Source organism: Streptomyces shenzhenensis, from assembly GCF_021462265.1.
GTDB classification, from domain to species: Bacteria; Actinomycetota; Actinomycetes; order Streptomycetales; family Streptomycetaceae; genus Streptomyces; species Streptomyces shenzhenensis.
This window is the reverse complement of sequence record NZ_JAJONF010000038.1, coordinates 12,935-28,822: the sequence shown is the minus strand read 5'-3', so window position 1 is coordinate 28,822 and position 15,888 is coordinate 12,935. Positions and strand designations below refer to the sequence as shown.

The 15,888-nt window shown below is 71.6% G+C and carries 14 protein-coding genes; 5 read left to right on the top strand and 9 right to left on the bottom strand.

All coding sequences use genetic code 11. The features are described 5' to 3' along the window. Positions 1–50 precede the first annotated feature (50 nt). A complete protein-coding gene (locus tag LQ326_RS34925; RefSeq protein ID WP_268207948.1) occupies positions 51–698 on the bottom strand; it encodes a Uma2 family endonuclease in 648 nt (215 codons plus the stop codon). Positions 699–1,473: 775 nt separating this feature from the next. On the opposite strand from LQ326_RS34925, the gene LQ326_RS34920 reads away from it, so the two are divergent. Continuing rightward, complete coding sequence (locus LQ326_RS34920) at positions 1,474–2,796, top strand: hypothetical protein (protein ID WP_234543089.1); 1,323 nt, start codon at positions 1,474–1,476, stop codon at positions 2,794–2,796. 97 nt (positions 2,797–2,893) lie between these two features. Here the strand turns inward: LQ326_RS34920 and LQ326_RS34915 are convergent, their stop codons facing one another. Beyond that, on the bottom strand, positions 2,894–3,817 hold the full coding sequence (locus LQ326_RS34915; RefSeq protein WP_234543088.1) for an antibiotic biosynthesis monooxygenase: 924 nt from the start codon (positions 3,815–3,817) through the stop codon (positions 2,894–2,896). 224 nt (positions 3,818–4,041) lie between these two features. Between LQ326_RS34915 and LQ326_RS34910 the strand changes: the two genes are divergently transcribed. The 3 genes from LQ326_RS34910 to LQ326_RS48055 all read left to right on the top strand — a co-directional run bounded on the left by LQ326_RS34910 (position 4,042) and on the right by LQ326_RS48055 (position 6,204). Further along, a complete protein-coding gene (locus LQ326_RS34910) occupies positions 4,042–4,881 on the top strand; it encodes a hypothetical protein (protein WP_234543146.1) in 840 nt (279 codons plus the stop codon). After that, positions 4,878–5,393: a hypothetical protein gene (locus LQ326_RS34905; RefSeq protein ID WP_234543087.1), complete on the top strand. Its 516-nt coding sequence runs from the start codon at positions 4,878–4,880 to the stop codon at positions 5,391–5,393. The genes LQ326_RS34910 and LQ326_RS34905 overlap by 4 nt, the downstream gene beginning before the upstream one ends. An 82-nt stretch (positions 5,394–5,475) precedes the next feature. Further along, a complete protein-coding gene (locus tag LQ326_RS48055; protein ID WP_308402073.1) occupies positions 5,476–6,204 on the top strand; it encodes a PH domain-containing protein in 729 nt (242 codons plus the stop codon). 19 nt (positions 6,205–6,223) lie between these two features. On the opposite strand, the gene LQ326_RS34890 is transcribed toward LQ326_RS48055, so the two are convergent. Both LQ326_RS34890 and LQ326_RS34885 read right to left on the bottom strand, forming a co-directional pair. Next, positions 6,224–7,933, bottom strand: a complete 1,710-nt coding sequence (locus LQ326_RS34890; protein ID WP_234543085.1) for an ABC transporter ATP-binding protein — start codon at positions 7,931–7,933, stop codon at positions 6,224–6,226. An 871-nt stretch (positions 7,934–8,804) separates the two neighbouring features. Continuing rightward, a complete protein-coding gene (locus LQ326_RS34885; RefSeq protein ID WP_234543084.1) occupies positions 8,805–10,592 on the bottom strand; it encodes a bifunctional metallophosphatase/5'-nucleotidase in 1,788 nt (595 codons plus the stop codon). Positions 10,593–10,760: 168 nt separating this feature from the next. On the opposite strand from LQ326_RS34885, the gene mshD reads away from it, so the two are divergent. Further along, positions 10,761–11,690, top strand: coding sequence for a mycothiol synthase (mshD, locus tag LQ326_RS34880; protein ID WP_234543083.1), 930 nt, complete (start codon positions 10,761–10,763; stop codon positions 11,688–11,690). 7 nt (positions 11,691–11,697) lie between these two features. Here the strand turns inward: mshD and LQ326_RS34875 are convergent, their stop codons facing one another. From LQ326_RS34875 to LQ326_RS34855, 5 genes are read right to left on the bottom strand one after another with little or no spacing between them, the layout of a single operon-like run. Continuing rightward, positions 11,698–11,898 (bottom strand): hypothetical protein, encoded by a 201-nt coding sequence (locus tag LQ326_RS34875; RefSeq protein WP_234543082.1) that lies wholly within the window; start codon positions 11,896–11,898, stop codon positions 11,698–11,700. A 49-nt stretch (positions 11,899–11,947) separates the two neighbouring features. Further along, positions 11,948–13,495, bottom strand: coding sequence for an ABC transporter permease (locus LQ326_RS34870; RefSeq protein WP_234543081.1), 1,548 nt, complete (start codon positions 13,493–13,495; stop codon positions 11,948–11,950). Beyond that, complete coding sequence (locus LQ326_RS34865; RefSeq protein WP_234543080.1) at positions 13,492–14,364, bottom strand: ABC transporter ATP-binding protein; 873 nt, start codon at positions 14,362–14,364, stop codon at positions 13,492–13,494. The genes LQ326_RS34870 and LQ326_RS34865 overlap by 4 nt, the downstream gene beginning before the upstream one ends. Before the next feature lie 53 nt (positions 14,365–14,417). Beyond that, positions 14,418–15,227: a cupin domain-containing protein gene (locus LQ326_RS34860; RefSeq protein ID WP_234543079.1), complete on the bottom strand. Its 810-nt coding sequence runs from the start codon at positions 15,225–15,227 to the stop codon at positions 14,418–14,420. Continuing rightward, a complete protein-coding gene (locus LQ326_RS34855; RefSeq protein ID WP_234543078.1) occupies positions 15,224–15,787 on the bottom strand; it encodes an RNA polymerase sigma factor in 564 nt (187 codons plus the stop codon). Before LQ326_RS34855 ends, LQ326_RS34860 begins: the two co-directional genes overlap by 4 nt. Positions 15,788–15,888 lie beyond the last annotated feature (101 nt).

Sequence of the window (15,888 nt, the reverse complement as noted above, 5' to 3'; positions counted from 1 at the left end):
CGGCGGGGACGGCGAGCGCACCGCGGCTCGCGCTCACCGGGGCCGCGGAGTCACCCGCGCTTCGGCCCCGTGATCGTCTCCCCGATCACGAAGCCCTTGGCGGGGCCTTCGGGGATGGTGACCTCGGTGCCGTAGGGGACACGGTGGATGTCCTCCCACTCGGCCTTGTCGGGGCGGGGGCCGGTGAAGAGGGTGACGGCGCCCTGGCCGTCGTAGTCGTCGATGATCACGTGGACGGGGATTCCGGCACGCGCGTATTCGCGACGCTTGCGGATGCGGTCGCGGTCCTGGTTGCGTTTGCCGGGGGAGACGACTTCGACGATGAGGTGCACGGAGTCGGCCCTGACTCCCATATCGTCCTCGTCACCGCACGGCTCCGTGTCCTCCGGAGCGACGAAGACATCGGGGATCCACGCCTTCCGGTTGTGGATCACGTTCACATCCTGATGGCAGGCGTACTCACCTCCGTCCAGGAACTTGTCCAAGGCCCTTCGCATCCGATTGGTGATCAGGCCGTGCGAACGGCGAGCGGTCGGCGACACCTCGATGGCTCCCTCGATGATCTCAGCGCGGTAGCCCTCGGGGAGTTCCATGGCCTTCCAGGCCTGCCACAGGACCTCGTCCAGGTCGGGTACGTTCACGATTTCAGCCGGAGCCTCGGACACGGTCTCGGGCCTCTCATGTGCGAGAGCGGTCAAGGTGGCACCTCCTCCTCAAGTGTGGGCTGGGCCTGCCTGCGGCACAAGCAACGCGATCACGGTAGGTAAGGCGACAGGGTTGACCTGGGGAAATGGATCCGGATCACCCGTTCGAGCGAAGGCGGAACGATCCACCACCGCCTGCCCCGGAGCCCGTCGCTCCCGATCCGGCTGATCCGGTACCCTCCGCCGCCTCGGCAGAACCGGTGTTCGACGGCACCCCCTCGCAATGCGCCGTCCGGGTCATCCGCGCAGGACACGACGGCGGCAGTCGTGGCATCCGGCGGGCGGCGTGGGTAACTGGGCGTCCGTGCACCGGAGGGCCGCTCGCCCTGGTACGGGTGGCCTGGTTCCGACACATGACGATGTTCCCCGGGCGTGTGTGTGCCGTGACAGCCGTCGTGGGCGGTGCGGACTCCCTTGGCCGGTGCCGTCACCGGGCGAACCGATCGGACGGTTCGCCGACCGCCTTGGAGGATCCGTGCAAGTCTTCGGTGGCCTGCGCTCACTCTCGGCCGTCGTGGCGCTGAGCGCCGTTCTGGCCGTCTCCCCCGCGTTGTCCCCCACCCCCGCCGCCGGCGCAGATCTCACCCGGCCGGCGCGGACACAGCCCGTCCGGTCCCCCGACTCGGGTCCCGCACTGCACCACGACACCTCGCTCCCCTTGCGCACGCTGGCGCGGACGGCCGGGCACGTCAGGCCCACACCGTCCGTCGTTCCCGGTCCCCGACGGCCGTATCGGGCTCTGCCCAGGCGCACCTCCTCGGATCCGGTGGTGCAGACGAGCCAGGGCAGCCGGGCGCGGATCCCGCTGCGCCGCAGCTTCGAGGGTGTCTCGAACGGGGGCGCCATTCCGCCGGACCCGAACGCGTCGGTGGGCTCCACCCAGATCATGGAGGTCACCAACGTCGCGCTCGCGGTGTACTCCAAGACCGGCGGTACCGTGCTGGGCCAGATCCCGACCAACACCCTGTGGAAGGGCTTCGGCGGGCCGTGCGAGACCGCGTTCAACGTGGACCCCGTGGTCCGCTGGGACACCCTCGCCCGCCGCTGGATCTTCACCCAGTTCTCCCTCGACCACCGACGGCTGTGCGTGGGCGTCTCCACGACCGCGGACGCCACGGGCTCCTACCACCGTTACGAGTTCGGGTACCAGGAGGACCCCGACTACGAGAAGCTCGCGGTGTGGCCGGACGCGTACTACGTGACCATCAACTCCGGTACCCCCGGCCTGCCGCAGGAGGCGTGCGCCTGGGACCGGAGCCGGATGCTGCGCGGGGCCGACGCCAGTCAGCAGTGCTACTTCTTCCCGGCGACCCACTTCCTGCTCAGCGCCGACCTCGACGGCACGAAGCAGCCCCGGCGGGGCGAACCCAACCTGCTGGTCACCCTCGGGGAGACGGACGACACCCTGCGGTACTTCCAGTTCCATGTCGACTGGAGGAACCAGGCCGCCACCTCCGTGACCGGCGCGCGGGACCTGAGGGTCGCGCCCTACACCCGCGCCTGCGAGCGCACCGACTACGCCGGGGACAGGTGCGTGCCGCAGGCCAACACCACGCAGAAGCTGGACTCGCTGTCCTACTTCCCCATGTACCGGCTCGCCTACCGCAACTTCGACGACCACGAGTCGCTGGTGTTCAACCACGCGGTCGACGCCCGCGGTGCCGTGGGCGTGCGCTGGTACGAGCTGCGGCTGCGGGGCGGCCGGCCGGTCGTCCGGCAGCAGAGCACCTACGCTCCGGACCCGACCTACCGCTGGATGGGCTCCGTCGCCCAGAACAAGTCGGGCGACATCGCGCTGGGGTACTCCCAGTCGTCCTCCCGGAGCCGTCCCTCGATCCGGATCACCGGACGTCTGGCCGGTGACCGGTCGAACCGGATGACGTTCCGTGAGACCACGGTGCGGACCGGCGCGGGCTCCCAGATCGGGAGCAACCGCTGGGGCGACTACACCTCCATGGCGATCGACCCGTCGGACGACTGCACGTTCTGGTACACCAACCAGTACCAGCCGTACGACGGCGCCTACAACTGGCACACCCGTATCGCCTCCTTCCGGCTCTCCGACTGCCGCCGGCAGCACCCACGGCACTGAACGACGGCACTGAACGACAGCGCGGACGGACGGCGCACCGCCGTCCGTCCGCGCGCGTGTGTGTCCGGACCGCGGCGGCAGGCGCCGGGGCCCGCGGTCAGTGAAGCGGTGCAAGCGTCCAGGCGAAGAGTGCCAGGAACGCCAGAGAGCCGAGTACGACCGTGAGCACGCCCAGCACCTCGGTTCGCGCCGTGGTGGTCGCCTCGGGTGCCAGCCAGAACCGCAGGAGCCGGGTCAGCGGCGGCATCACCACCCAGGTGAGGAGGACGACGCTCACCACGTTGCTGACGTAGAGCATCGCGAACACGGGCAGTCCGGCGTTCAGAAGAGCCTTGTTCACCGTCAGGTTGAGCACCATGACGAGGGGATAGATGGCCAGGAACACGGCCATGGCCTGCTTCCAGGCCGCCGTCTGGGTGCCGTCACCGAAGCGGAACCAGCCGCTGAACGCCGAACCGACTCTGCGTACGTCGTAGGAGACGATGGCGCCGCGGCCTTCGGCAAGGAGCTTGCTCCTCGCCTCGGAGGCGAGCCAGTTGTCCAGATGTCCCCGGTTGTCGAACCGGAAGACGGTGACCCAGTTGTCCTCGACACCCGGTACGGGCCTGAAGAACTCGTGCCCCATGTATCCCGGGTATTTCTCCTGGACCTTCTTCATCTTCTGCTGCCAGTTGACGAACTCGTCCTCCTTGCCCGGGGCGATCCGGTGGGAGACGACCACCGTCACCCCCTCCTGGACCGGTGGCTCGCCGACCAGTACTTCTTGCGCCTCGGGCCCGTCGAGCAGCGGGCGCCCCTCGTCCAGAAGCCGCTTGCGTCCAGGGGAGTCCAGCCAGGCCGTCAGCTGATCGGTGTCCGAGAAACGGTAGGTGACGACCCATTCGCCGACCGCGCCCGCACCGGGCGCGTAGACCTCCTGGCCCTCGAAACCGGTGAACTCCCCGGCCAGCGCGGCCATCCTCTCCTGCCAGCGCCGGTACTCGACCTCGTGGCCCTCGCGCACCTTCTGTGAAAGGACCACGGTGGCACTGTCGCCTCCAGGGCTTGCAGTTGCCTTCACAAGGACTACGCTAACAATAAGGTAACAAATGGCGCAAAATGTAACTCTCGTCCGATGAGCGGGCGCGCTGTCCCAGACGCCCCAGCCATGCGATTGCACGGCCACTGACCTACGCCGTCGGTTCATTCGGTCCTTCCATGGTTCTGCCACGTCTTCCGCGCGAACGCGAAGAGGAAGGAGACCTGATGAATGGCACCACCACGGCCTCGGCGGCACTGCGCCGCACCCGCGCCGAACCGACCGGCTACACCATGGAGTTGGGCCTGCTCAACAAAGGCGGGGCCGAGCTGACGTCGTGGCAGGCGCTGATCACCCTGCCCGAGGGGGCGAGCATGGTCGCCGCCGAGGGCGCCGCCGTAGAGGGCGGGGGCGAGCCGCACGTCTGCGTCGTCCGGCCCCGGCCGAGCAGGCCGCTCGCCCCGTCCGACCGCCAGATCGCGACCGTGGAGGTGCGTGGCACCACCCGCGCTCCCACGGCTGCCCGGTTCACGGCGGTGGCCGCCGACGGCAGCACGGTCAAGGCACCGGTGCGGCTGATGGCGGTGGTGATCGCGGACGGCGGGAGTCGCGAGGCCGACGAGAGCACCTGGCCCGGCTCCACCGGCATCGACAGGGGTGCGGCCGGGATCGGGGTCGAAGTCGGCATGTCCGAGGTGGGGGCCGGGGGCGGCGCGGGGGGCGGCGGCGGTGGCGGTGCGACGACCAAGTTCCGCCTGGACATCGAGTGGGAGAACGACTCCGGTGGTGGCGGCGGCGCGGGCGGTGGAATGAACCGGGGGTACACCGGCCCCGATGCCGAAGAATTCGTCAAAGCCGCCCAGTACGCCCAGGGCGGTGCCGGAACCGACGGCCAGACCGCCGGAAACTGGCAGCAGTACCAGCAGAAGTACCAGAAGACGGGTCTGCAGCCGGATCCGCGGACGAACGGGAAGGCCACCCGGAGCGCAGACGCGCGGACCGATCCGCTCGACGAGATAAAGGCGCTCAGCGAGCGAGTGGCGAAACTGGAAGGCAGGAACCCATGACTTCCTCAGGCGACTGGACACGGTGGGCCGGAGGCTACGCTCCGTCTCCGTCCGCCCCGAGCACCTCCCCGGCCGAGTCCGGCGAGTCTCCGGCGAAGTCCGGCGAGTCCCCGGCCGAGTCCGCGGGCGGTGACTGGACGCAGTGGGCAGGCGGCGAGGGCAAGACGCCGGTTCCGCCGAGCACCAAGCCCTTCCCCTACACCGTGCGCTGCCCCGTCGGCCCCGACTCGTCGGGGGCGCGGGTGACGCTGCCCAGCGAGGTGGCCAAGGGCACGACGTTCGTCACAGACGTCGGGGTGGAGGGTCCGGCGGACGGCTCGCTCCCCGGCGCCCGCGGCTACGAAGTGCTGGACGACGCGACCGTGCTCGTGCGACTGACCGGCCAGGGCGAGATCGTCTCCGGCCCGGAATACCAGCCGGCCCCGTATCCCGGAGCCGACAGGAAGGCCCTCCCCCCGCCGGCCGGCCAGCCGTTCGTGACGGTCCTGGTGGTGCCGCCTTCCCCCGGATGACAGTTCGGAGGCGCGCAACGGGCGGTCATATCCTCTCCTCAGTCGCGCACCCGTTCGGTGCGCCTGGGGAGGGGCTCGGGACGTGGACGAAGGCGGCGTCGAAAGGGAGTACCGGAAGCGGCGGAAGCGGCCGTGGCCTCATCTCGCGCTGCTGGGGGTGGTGTTCGTGAACGCCCTCGTCCACCTCACGACCGACCACGACGAGGGCGACTTCCGGTGGGCGCCGCCGTTCGTCGGGCTGCTGATGGCCGTGACGCTGGTGCGGATACTGCTGGAGCAGTACCGGGCCCGCACCCGGGTCACCTCCGCCGGGATCACCGCGCAGGGGCCACTGCGGGCCCGCACCTGGGCCTGGTCCGAGGTGTACGACATCCGGGTCGAGCAGGCCCCGCGCGGTTCCGGGCAGGGGGTGCCCCAGTGGCTCACCTATCTGTACGACCACCAGGGCCGCCGCTTCCTGCTCCCGCACCTCGACGACTGGCAACTGGAGGACCCGTACGCCGAGGTCACGGAGCTGTGCCTGGCCGCCGCCCCGCACCGCAGCCTCACCTGGGAGCGGCGCCCGGACGTCGAGGAGCGGATCCTGCGCGGGGCCGCGCGACGCAAGGCGTGGACATGGGGAGCGTACGGCGGCGCCGTGATGATCGCGGTGATGACCGTGGTCTCCCTGACGCTGGTGATGACGGGGCGGGCGGACCACCCCCTCCTGCTGATCGGAGGCGTGCCGCTGGCCTGCGGCGTCGTCCTGGGCGCCGTACTCCAGTGGTACTGGGACGCCCACCCGCCCCGCTCCCTGGCCCCGCAGCCGTAGTCCGCGGTGCGGACGGCCCCTACCACCTGAGGATCATCGTCTCGTCGGGGGCCGGTGCCGGTTCCGCCGTGACGGCCTCCGGGAGCGGGTGGGCCAGGGCGGCGTAGGCGCCGTCGCGGGCCAGGAGTTCGGCGTGGGTGCCGGCCTCCACCAGGCGGCCGCGGTCGACGACCAGGACGCGGTCGGCGTCGGGGGCGAGGGTGAGGTCGTGCGTGATCATGATGGTGGTCCGGCCCGCCATGAGCTTGCGCAGGGGGGCGACGACCTGGCGGGCGGCGATCGCGTCCAGGCCTGCCGTCGGCTCGTCGAGGACGAGGACCGGGGCGGCGCGGAGCATCGCGCGGGCGATGGCGATCCGCTGGAGCTGGCCGCCGGAGAGGGCGGCCTGCTCGATCTCGTCGTCCGTCGCGCCGGGGCGGCCGCAGCCGATGTTCTCGCGGACCGTGCCGTTGAGGATCAGCGTCTGCTGCGGGAGCAGGGCGACGTTCTCGCGGAGGAACTCCAGGGGTACGTCGCCGAGCGGGACGCCGTCGAGGCAGATCACGCCGGCCGAGGGGTCGTAGAAGCGGGTGAGGAGCTTGGAGAGGGTGGACTTGCCGGCGCCGCTCCGGCCGGTGACCAGGACCAGTTCGCCGGGGCCCGCCGCGAAGTCGACGTCGCGCAGGGAGGCGCGGCGGGACCCCGGGTAGCGGAAGGAGACGTGGTGGAAGCTGACCCAGCCGCGCACCGGCCAGGGGCCGACGGGCCGGTCGGGGTCGGTGACGGCGGGCTCGGCGTCCAGGATCTCGCCGATGCGCTCCGCGCCCGCGGTGGCCGCGGTGAGGGTGAGGCCGAGCTGGCCGAGGTTGCGGATCGGCGGGTAGAGGTAGCCGAGGAAGGCCGCGAAGGCGAGGAGTTGGCCAAGGGTCATGCGGCCGGCGGAGATCTCCCAGACGCCCAGGCCGATGACGGACAGGACGCACACGGTCTCCACGACCTCGACGAACTGCGCGTACATCTCGCTGAGCCGGGCCCCGCGCACGCTCGCCCGCATCCAGGCGCGGGCCTCGGCGTCGAGGCGCCTCTCCTCGTCCCGGCGGCGGTTGTACGCCTGGGTGAGGACGACGTTGCCGATCGACTCCGCCACCACGGAGGTGATCGCGCCGTCGGCGACCCGCTCGTCCTGGGAGGCGGTCCTGATCCGGCCGGAGAAGCGGCGGGCGGCGAACAGGAACAGGGGCGCGAGGACGAAGGTGGCCAGCGCCAGGTCCCAGCGCAGCCAGCAGGCGGCGGCCGCGTAGAAGACGGCGGAGAAGGCGGCGGCGACGGTGCCGACGACACCGGACACCACCATCTGCTCGATGGCCTCGACGTCACCGGTGAGGCGTTCCACCAGGTCGCCCTGGCGGTGCCGCTGGAAGAAGTGCGGGGGCAAGCCCTGGACGTGCCGGAAGACCTTGGCGCGCAGGCGCAGGACGAATCTCTCGGCGGTCCAGGTGGCCAGTGAGTTGCCGAGGTAGCCGACGAGCGCGCCGAGCGCGGCGACGCCCAGCCAGGCGCCGGCCGGGCCCCAGAAGGCGGCGAGCGAACCGGCCTTGAGGGCGTGGTCGGTCAGGTCGGCGAAGAGCAGGATCGCGGCGGTCTCGGCGAGCGCGGACACCACGACACACGCGATGATCAGCCACAGCCACCTTCGGTCGCCGCGGGTCAGCGGCCAGAAGCGGCGGAAGGCCGCCCGGGCTTCTCTCATGGTCGGTAACTCCCTTCAGGGGTGTCGAGGGGGCAGGGGGGGCAAGGGGGGCAGGGGGGACAAGGGGGCGGACATGGCCGAGGCGGGGCCACCGGTGCGACCACGCGACACCGGTGACCCCGCCTCGCGGCGTGCCTCAGCGCTGGTCGCCGACCGGGCGGCGCCCCGGCTCCGGCTTCTTCGGCGCGGGCTTCTTCGGGGCCGGGGCCGGCGCGCGGTGCTTCTTGACGGGGACGATCTTGTGGAAGCTCATGATGCTGTTCCTCTCCGCGGTGACGTGTCGTGGTTCTGCAACGGTTTTTCTACTGAACCGCCACAGTGACCTGTGAATTAATTTGAATTACTTCTGTGAATTCTTTGTCAGCGCTCGCCGCCGACCGGGCGGCGCTTCGACTCCGACCTCTTCGGCGCGGGCTTCTTCGGCGCCGGAGCGGGCTCGCGGTGCTTCTTGACGGGGACGATCTCGTGAAAGCTCGTGGTGATTCCCTCCTTGGCGCCGGCGACTTACCGGTGACCCACAGGGCGCTTGGGCTGGGACTTCTTGCAGTCCTTCTTCTTCGCAGCCGGCTTCGGGGCGGGCTGCTCGGCCTTCTTCACCGGGACGATCTTGTGGAAGCTCATGTCCTTCTCCTTCGTTCTGCCGTCCGCGCCGTTCGCTTTCGACATGGAAAACATTACGTGACCCGAGAGCCGGAGAAAGCCGTTTTCGGTGAGACCTCGATGAATTGCAACTGAGATGAATTTTCAGAAGCAATGGGGAACCGAACACCGCTTCACACAGGTTTTATTCGGCAGATCCAGCGGAGACAGCGGAAAGGGCCCGGTACGCGCGGGTGCGTACCGGGCCCTCGGGTGGGGCTGAGACGGGTGACTACTGGACGATCGTGATCCGGTTCGTGGCCGGCGGGGCGAGCGGGGCGGTCGCCGAGGAGTTGGCCGTCAGGTACTGGGCGAGGGCCGAAAGGTCGTCGGTGCCGACGAGGTCACCGGTGCCCTGGCCGAGGGTGGTGAAGCCGTCGCCGCCGCCCGCGAGGAAGGAGTTGGTGGCGACGCGGTAGGTGGCGGCCGGGTCGACGGCCGTGCCGTTCAGCTTCACGGAGTCGGTGACGACCCGGTCCGCGCCGGTCTTCGTCAGGTCCAGGGTGTAGGTGAGCCCCTTGGACGGCTGGAGGATCTTCGGCGCGGCCGCGTTCGCGCCGCTCACCTGTTCCTTGAGCACCTGGATGAGCTGCGCGCCGGTGAAGTCCTGGAGGTTCACGGTGTTGGCGAACGGCTGCACGGTGAAGCCCTCGGCGTACGTGACGACGCCGTCGCCCTCGCTCCCCTTGGCCGCGTACGTCAGCCCGGCCCGCACCCCGCCCGGGTTCATCAGCGCCAGGTCGATCTCCGGGTCCAGCTCCCTGCCGTACGCGAACTGCGCGTCGGCGATCAGGTCGCCCATCGCGGACTCGGTGCCGGTGTTGTTGACGTCGGCGGAGACGTAGCCGATGGCGCGGTTGCCGATCGGGGCGGCGAGGGTGTTCCACCGGCTGATCAGCCCGGTCATGTCGGACGCCTTGGGGACGTCCCGGGTGACCACGTGGTTCGCCGACTTCACGGCCGTACGCGCGATGTCGCCGGTGTAGCGGTCGTACGTGAGGGTGGTGTCGGTGTAGAGGCGGCCGAAGGAGGCGGCCGAGGTGACCATGCGGGGGTTGCCGGCCGGGTCGTCGACCGTGCACACGTACGCGGTGTGGGTGTGACCGGTGACCAGCGCGTCCACGGCCGGGGTGACGTGCTTCGCGATGTCCACGATCGGGCCGGAGATGCCGTCCCCGGCGCCCGGCGAGTCGCAGTCGTAGTTGTACGACGACGAGCTCGGGAAACCGCCTTCGTGGACCAGCGCCACGATCGACTGGACGCCCTGGCGCTGGAGCACCTTGGCGTACTTGTTGATGGTCTCGACCTCGTCCTTGAAGGCCAGGCCCTTGACGCCGTCGGCAGAGACGATGCCGGGCGTGCCCTCCAGGGTGACGCCGATGAAGCCGATCCTGACGTCCTTCTTCTTCCACACCCAGTAGGGCTTGAGGATCGGCTTGTCCGTCTTCTCGTCGAGGACGTTGGCCGCCAGGTAGGGGAAGTCGGCGCCCTTGAACTTCTTGTCGGTGTAGCAGCCGTCGGCCGGGTGGCAGCCGCCGTTCTGGAGGCGGGCCAGTTCCCCGGCGCCCTCGTCGAACTCGTGGTTGCCGACCGTCGTCACGTCCAGGTCGAGCTTGTTGAGCGCCTCGATGGTCGGCTCGTCGTGGAAGAGCCCGGAGACCAGCGGGGAGGCGCCGACCATGTCGCCGCCGGCGGCGGTGACGGAGTACCGGTGCCCCTTGCGGGCCTGACGGAGATGGGTCGCGAGGTACTCGACACCACCGGCGTCGATGTTCTTCGTCGTCCCGTCGGCCTGGGTCTCGGTGACCCGCCCGGAGGAACCGGACGGCGGCTCCAGGTTGCCGTGCAGATCGTTGAAGGAGAGCAGCTGGACGTCCTGGTAACGGCTGGGTCCGCGGCCCTTGCCGGAGTGCGCGTCGGCGGGCAGCGCGCCCGCCAGGGCCGCGACGGTGGCGAGCCCTGCGGCCGACGCGAGCAGCGCGTACGAACGCCGTCTGGACGGTCTGGACTTGGCTTGCACGAAACCCCCCTGTGGGTCTGCTGAGAAGTGCCCCGGTCCGGCGCAGCCTAGGGTCAACGCGCGTAGCGCAACAGGGGGTTCCTGGTTACATCTTGGTTGCCGGTTGCCCTGCCCTTTACCTTTCCCGGTGTCCCCACATTGCCGATCCGGCCCCGTACCCTCGTACGCATGACCAGCGACGACACCGCACGGCCGCCCATGGGCTCCCGCTCCATCGACACCTACTCCGCGCTCACCCCGGATCAGGCCGGGGCCGTACGGGAGCTGCTGGCGGAGGCCGCGCGGACCGACGGCCAGCAACCGGTGTCCGAGCAGGGCCGCCTCCAGCTCGGCGGCGGTGCCCGGGAGGGCGTCTCCCATCTGCTCCTCTCCGCGGGCGGCGAACTCGTCGGCTACGCCCAGCTGGAGGACACCGACCCGGTGGAGGCACCGGCCGCGGAACTGGTCGTCCACCCGGACCACCGGGGTCACGGCCACGGCCGCGCGCTCGGCTCCGCCCTGCTGGCCGCGTCCGGCAAGCGGCTGCGGGTGTGGGCGCACGGCGGCCACTCGGCGGCCCGCCACCTGGCGCAGGTCCTCGGCCTCACCCTGTTCCGCGAACTGCGCCAGATGCGACGCCCGTTGACGGACCTGGACCTGCCGGACCCGAAGCTGCCCGACGGCGTCACCGTCCGCGCCTTCGTGCCCGGCCAGGACGACGCGGCCTGGCTCGCCCTCAACGCCGCCGCCTTCGCCCACCACCCCGAACAGGGCTCGCTCACCCAGCGCGACCTGGACGACCGCAAGGCCCAGCCCTGGTTCGACCCGGCCGGCTTCTTTCTCGCCGAACGCGCCGGCGAACTCCTCGGCTTCCACTGGACGAAGGTCCACGACGCGGAACGCCTCGGCGAGGTCTACGTCCTCGGCGTCTCCCCCGCCGCGCAGGGCGGCGGCCTCGGCAAGTCCCTCACCACCATCGGCCTGCGCCACCTGGCCGACCGCGGCCTGCCGACGGCGATGCTGTACGTCGACGCCGACAACACGGCGGCGGTCGCGGTCTACGAACGACTGGGCTTCACGACCCACGAGACGGACCTGATGTACCGCACGGAGACGTGAGGGCCCGTCACCGGCGCGGGGGCCGCCTGCGGTTGATCAGGTGGGCGGACCTGCCGAGCACGGCCACGGCGACCGCCGTGACGAGCGCCTTGACGAGGAAACCGGCGCCGCCGGCCAGAGTGACCGCGGCGAGGACGAGGACGACGGCGGCCGAGAGCCAGGGCATCGCCCTTTCGGCCGGGCCCCCGTCCCGGAAGGGATTGTCCATGCCCGTCTCCTCGCCCGCCCCGGCATCTGCCGACCCCATCATGCCCGCGTCAGCCCGCCGGGCAGTCGTCCGGCCCCTTCGGCACCTTCACGCCGAGCAGGCGGGCCGCGTCGGCCGTCGTCGTGTGCGGGGAGACCAGCTGCTGCCAGTGGGACTTCACCCGGGCCGTGACCGCGTCGTGCGGCTCGCGGAGCAGTTCGCGTACGACCTGCGTCTGGTGGGCCGAGACGGACATGCTGCCGCCGTCCGGGGTGAGGACCGCGGCCGAGCCGGTGAGGCTGTCGTCGATGCGCAGGTGGCGGAAGGTGGCGGCGGGGGTGGGGTCGGTGGCCAGGGCCAGCCACATCGTCGTCACCACGCGGGCGTCGCACATCTCCTGGGAGGCCTGTTCGCTGCCCGCGACCAGGACCCGGGCGACCCCGACCGCGAACTCGGGGACCCGGTTGCCGCCCCACTGGGTGCCGACGGTGACCGTGCCGGGGGCGGAGCTCGTCGGGAGGGTGGCGTCCGTGGTCAGGTCGGTGATCTCCTCGATGCGCTGGCGGACGGTCAGGCGGGTCGTGGCCGCGTCACCGCCCGCCTCGGACCGGACGCGGTGGACGACTCCGGCCCAGTCGACCGTCCAGCCCGTCCAGTCCGGGTATGCGCAGTAGCGGGAGCCGGCCCGCTCGACGCACGTCTGGAACTTCGCCGGGTGATCCGCCTCCGCCTTCCGCGCGGCCTGCAGAGCGGCGGAATCCCCCGGTGCCTGACCGGCCACGCCCGCCACCGCCGCCGCCAGGGCCACGGCGGTCGCCGCCTTCAGGACCCGCGCCCGGCTGCCGGCCACCCACATCGCCACGCACACCGCCAGCACCGTGAACCCCAGCAGGTACAGCGCGTGCCAGCCCGCCGGCCGGCCCAGCAGCTCCCCGGGGACCGGGGTGCCGCCGTTCTCCAGCACCGCCGGCCACAGCCAGTCCACGCCGCCCGTGCCCAAGCCGTCGGACAGCAGGCTGGTGACCAAGCCGGTCGCGAGCAGAAGGAACAGCGGGGCCGCCGGGTGGGGCAGGACCCGGGCCAGCAGCACGCCGACCGCGCCGGCCAGCAGGGCGGCCAGCGGGGCCACCGCCAGTTCGAAGACCGAGCCGTGGCCCGCCGCGCCCGGCCGCAGCGCCGCCCAGGCGAACTGGAGGCAGACCACCAGGGCCACGCCGAGCGCGCAGGGCACCACCGACAGGGCGTGGGCCAGCGTTCGGCGCGCGGGCGGCATGGCCAGCACCCCGAACTGCTCCTCGAGGCCCCGCCGCCGGTCGAGCAGCGCCGCCCGGTGCGCGCAGACCAGCAGGGCCACGGCGAACAACTCCGCGCCGCCCTGGGTGGAGCGGTCCACGTCGTGCAGGACGGGATACGCGTCCATGCCCTCGTCCCGGCGAAACAGGCCGTACCCGACATAGGCGAGATACAGCAGGCCGAAGACCAGCACCGGGATCTGCAGGAGGAGCTGGCGGGCCTGGAACGCGGCCAGGGCGAAGACGGACGCGGTCGCGGGGTCCCGCTCGCGCTCGTGGTCCGCGCGCCCGGGCGTCTCCGGCTCCGCCACGCCAACGGTCGTCACGCCGCCGTCACCTCCGTGCCCTCTGTGGGCTTCTCGTCGAGGACCAGCAGGTAGCCGTCCTCCAGGGTGGGTTCGAGCAGGTCGGCTCCGGTGGGCGGGTCGCCGACGTTGCGGAAGGTGCCGGTGCCGGTGCGCCAGCCCGCCCGGGCGCCCGGGGCGCGTTCCGTGCTGCTCCACACGTGTCCGGCCGCGCGGGCGGTCAGCCCGGCCGGTGTGCCGTCGAAGCGGACCCGGCCGTCGGCCAGCACGATCACCCGGTTGCAGAGCATCGCCACGTCCTCGGTCTGGTGGGTGGACAGCACCACCGTGCGGCCCTCCCCGGCCTCGGCGATCAGCTCCCGGAACCGCATGCGCTGTTCGGGGTCGAGTCCGACCGTCGGCTCGTCCAGGACGAGGAACCTGGGGTCGCCGACGAGCGCGGCGGCCAGCGCGACCCGCTGCCGCATCCCGCCGGACAGCCGCTTGATCCGCCTGCCGCGCACGTCGGCCAGGCCGACCTGGTCGAGGACGCGCCGCACTTCACGATGGCGGTCGCCGCGGCCGGTGAGCTCCTTGAGGACGGCGACGTAGTCCACGAACTCGAAGGCCGTGAAGTCCGGGTGGAAGCCGGGGGTCTGCGGGAGGTAGCCGAGCATGCGGCGGACCGCGAGCCGGCCGGCCGGGGTGGCCGGGTCCACGCCGTACACCGTGAAGGCGCCGCCGTCCGGCGGTACGGCGGTGGCGAGGACCTTCAACAGGGTGGTCTTCCCGGCCCCGTTGGGCCCGAGCAGGCCGGTGACGCCGTCCGTCAGGGACAGGTCGACGCCGTCGAGCGCCGGGGTGCCGCCGTAGCGCACGGTGAGGCCGGCGGCGGAGACAGTGGTGTTCACGTGGGACTCCAGCGATCGGTAGCGATCGGTCGGTCAGACGGTCAGTCGGTCGGTCAGCAGGGCTTGGCGTCGAAGCGGTCGCGCACCTGGTGCAGCAGGAGCGTCGCCACGGCGGCGAGCGCGGCGGCCACCGACTGCCCGGCCGTGGTGAAGGCGGCCGGCGTGTGCGCCGGGTGCAGCGCCGCCACCGCCATCAGGACGGTCCACGCCCCGCCGACCAGTCCGGGACCGAGCAGCGGGCCCAGCCGGGCGGACAGGGCGAGACCGGCCGCGGTGAGCGCCAGGGCGGGCAGCAGCCAGCCGAAGGCGAGCAGGCCGTAGCCGGGAAGGGCCAGCGCGGCCAGGCAGTTGAGGCCGAGGGAGGCGGTCAGTGCGGCCACCGTGCGGATCATCAGCAGCCGGAAGCCGTGCGTCGGGGTGACCGCGGCGATCTCGTACGTCGGGTCGAGGACCGGTCCGTACGACAGGGCCACCGCGGCGAGCGGGAGCAGTGGGGCAAGGGCCAGGAACAGGGCCGGGGCGTCCACCGCGTGGACCACGAGCACCGTCGCCACCAGCACGAACGTCACCGACGCCAGCCAGGAGCGGCGCAGCACGGGGGTCGCGGTGAGCAGCCGCGCGGTGTGCGCGGCGACCCCGAGACGGACCAGGAGCCGTTCTCCCGGCCCCGGCCGCGGCGCGTCCAGTTCGGCGTCCAGGCGTTCCCAGCCGGCGTCCAGCGCGGCCGGGTCGGACACCGCCGCGAGCACCGCACGGCAGTCCGCGCAGGAGCCGACGTGGGTGTCGGCCGACCACAGCAGCGGCGCCGCCAACTCGCCGCGTGCGTAGGCCCGCAGATCCTCTTCGGACACATGCCAGGTCATGCCAGCTCCTCCCGCAGCCGCTTGCGCGCCCGCAGCGCGCGGGTCTTGACCGTCCCCGGCGGGATGCCGAGCAGGACCGCCGCCTCCCGGGTGGTCAGCCCGTCGATCACCGTCGCCTGGAGCACCGCCCGCAGTTCGGGCGAGAGCCGGACCAGGGCCCCGGCGAGGTCCCCGTGCTCCACCCCCGCGAGCACGCGTTCCTCCGCCGAGACCTCGTCCCGGTGGCGCAGCCGGGCCAGCGCCTGCCGCAGCCGGCCCCGGGCCCCGTCGCCGCGCACCGCGTCGACCAGCCGCCGCGAGCCGATCCGCCACAGCCACCCGGCCGCGTCGGCGTGCGCACCGTTCTCGGTGGTCTCCCGGTATCGGGCGGCGCTCCCCCGCCACACCGCGAGGAACGTCTCCTGCACGACGTCGTCGACGACCGCCGGATCCGCGCACCGGCCGCGCAGCCGCGCGGTCAGCCACGGCGCGTACCGCCGGTACAGCTCCTCGAAGGCGTGCCGGTCGGAGTCCGCGGCTATGGCCCGCAGCAGCTCCCCGTCGCTTCTCGTTCCGCTCACGTCTCCTCATCGCACGAGCCCTGCCGATCGGTTCACGGAACCGGCCTTGACTTTCCGGACCGTCCTGCACCACCCTTTCACTACTCAATTAGTGAAAGGGT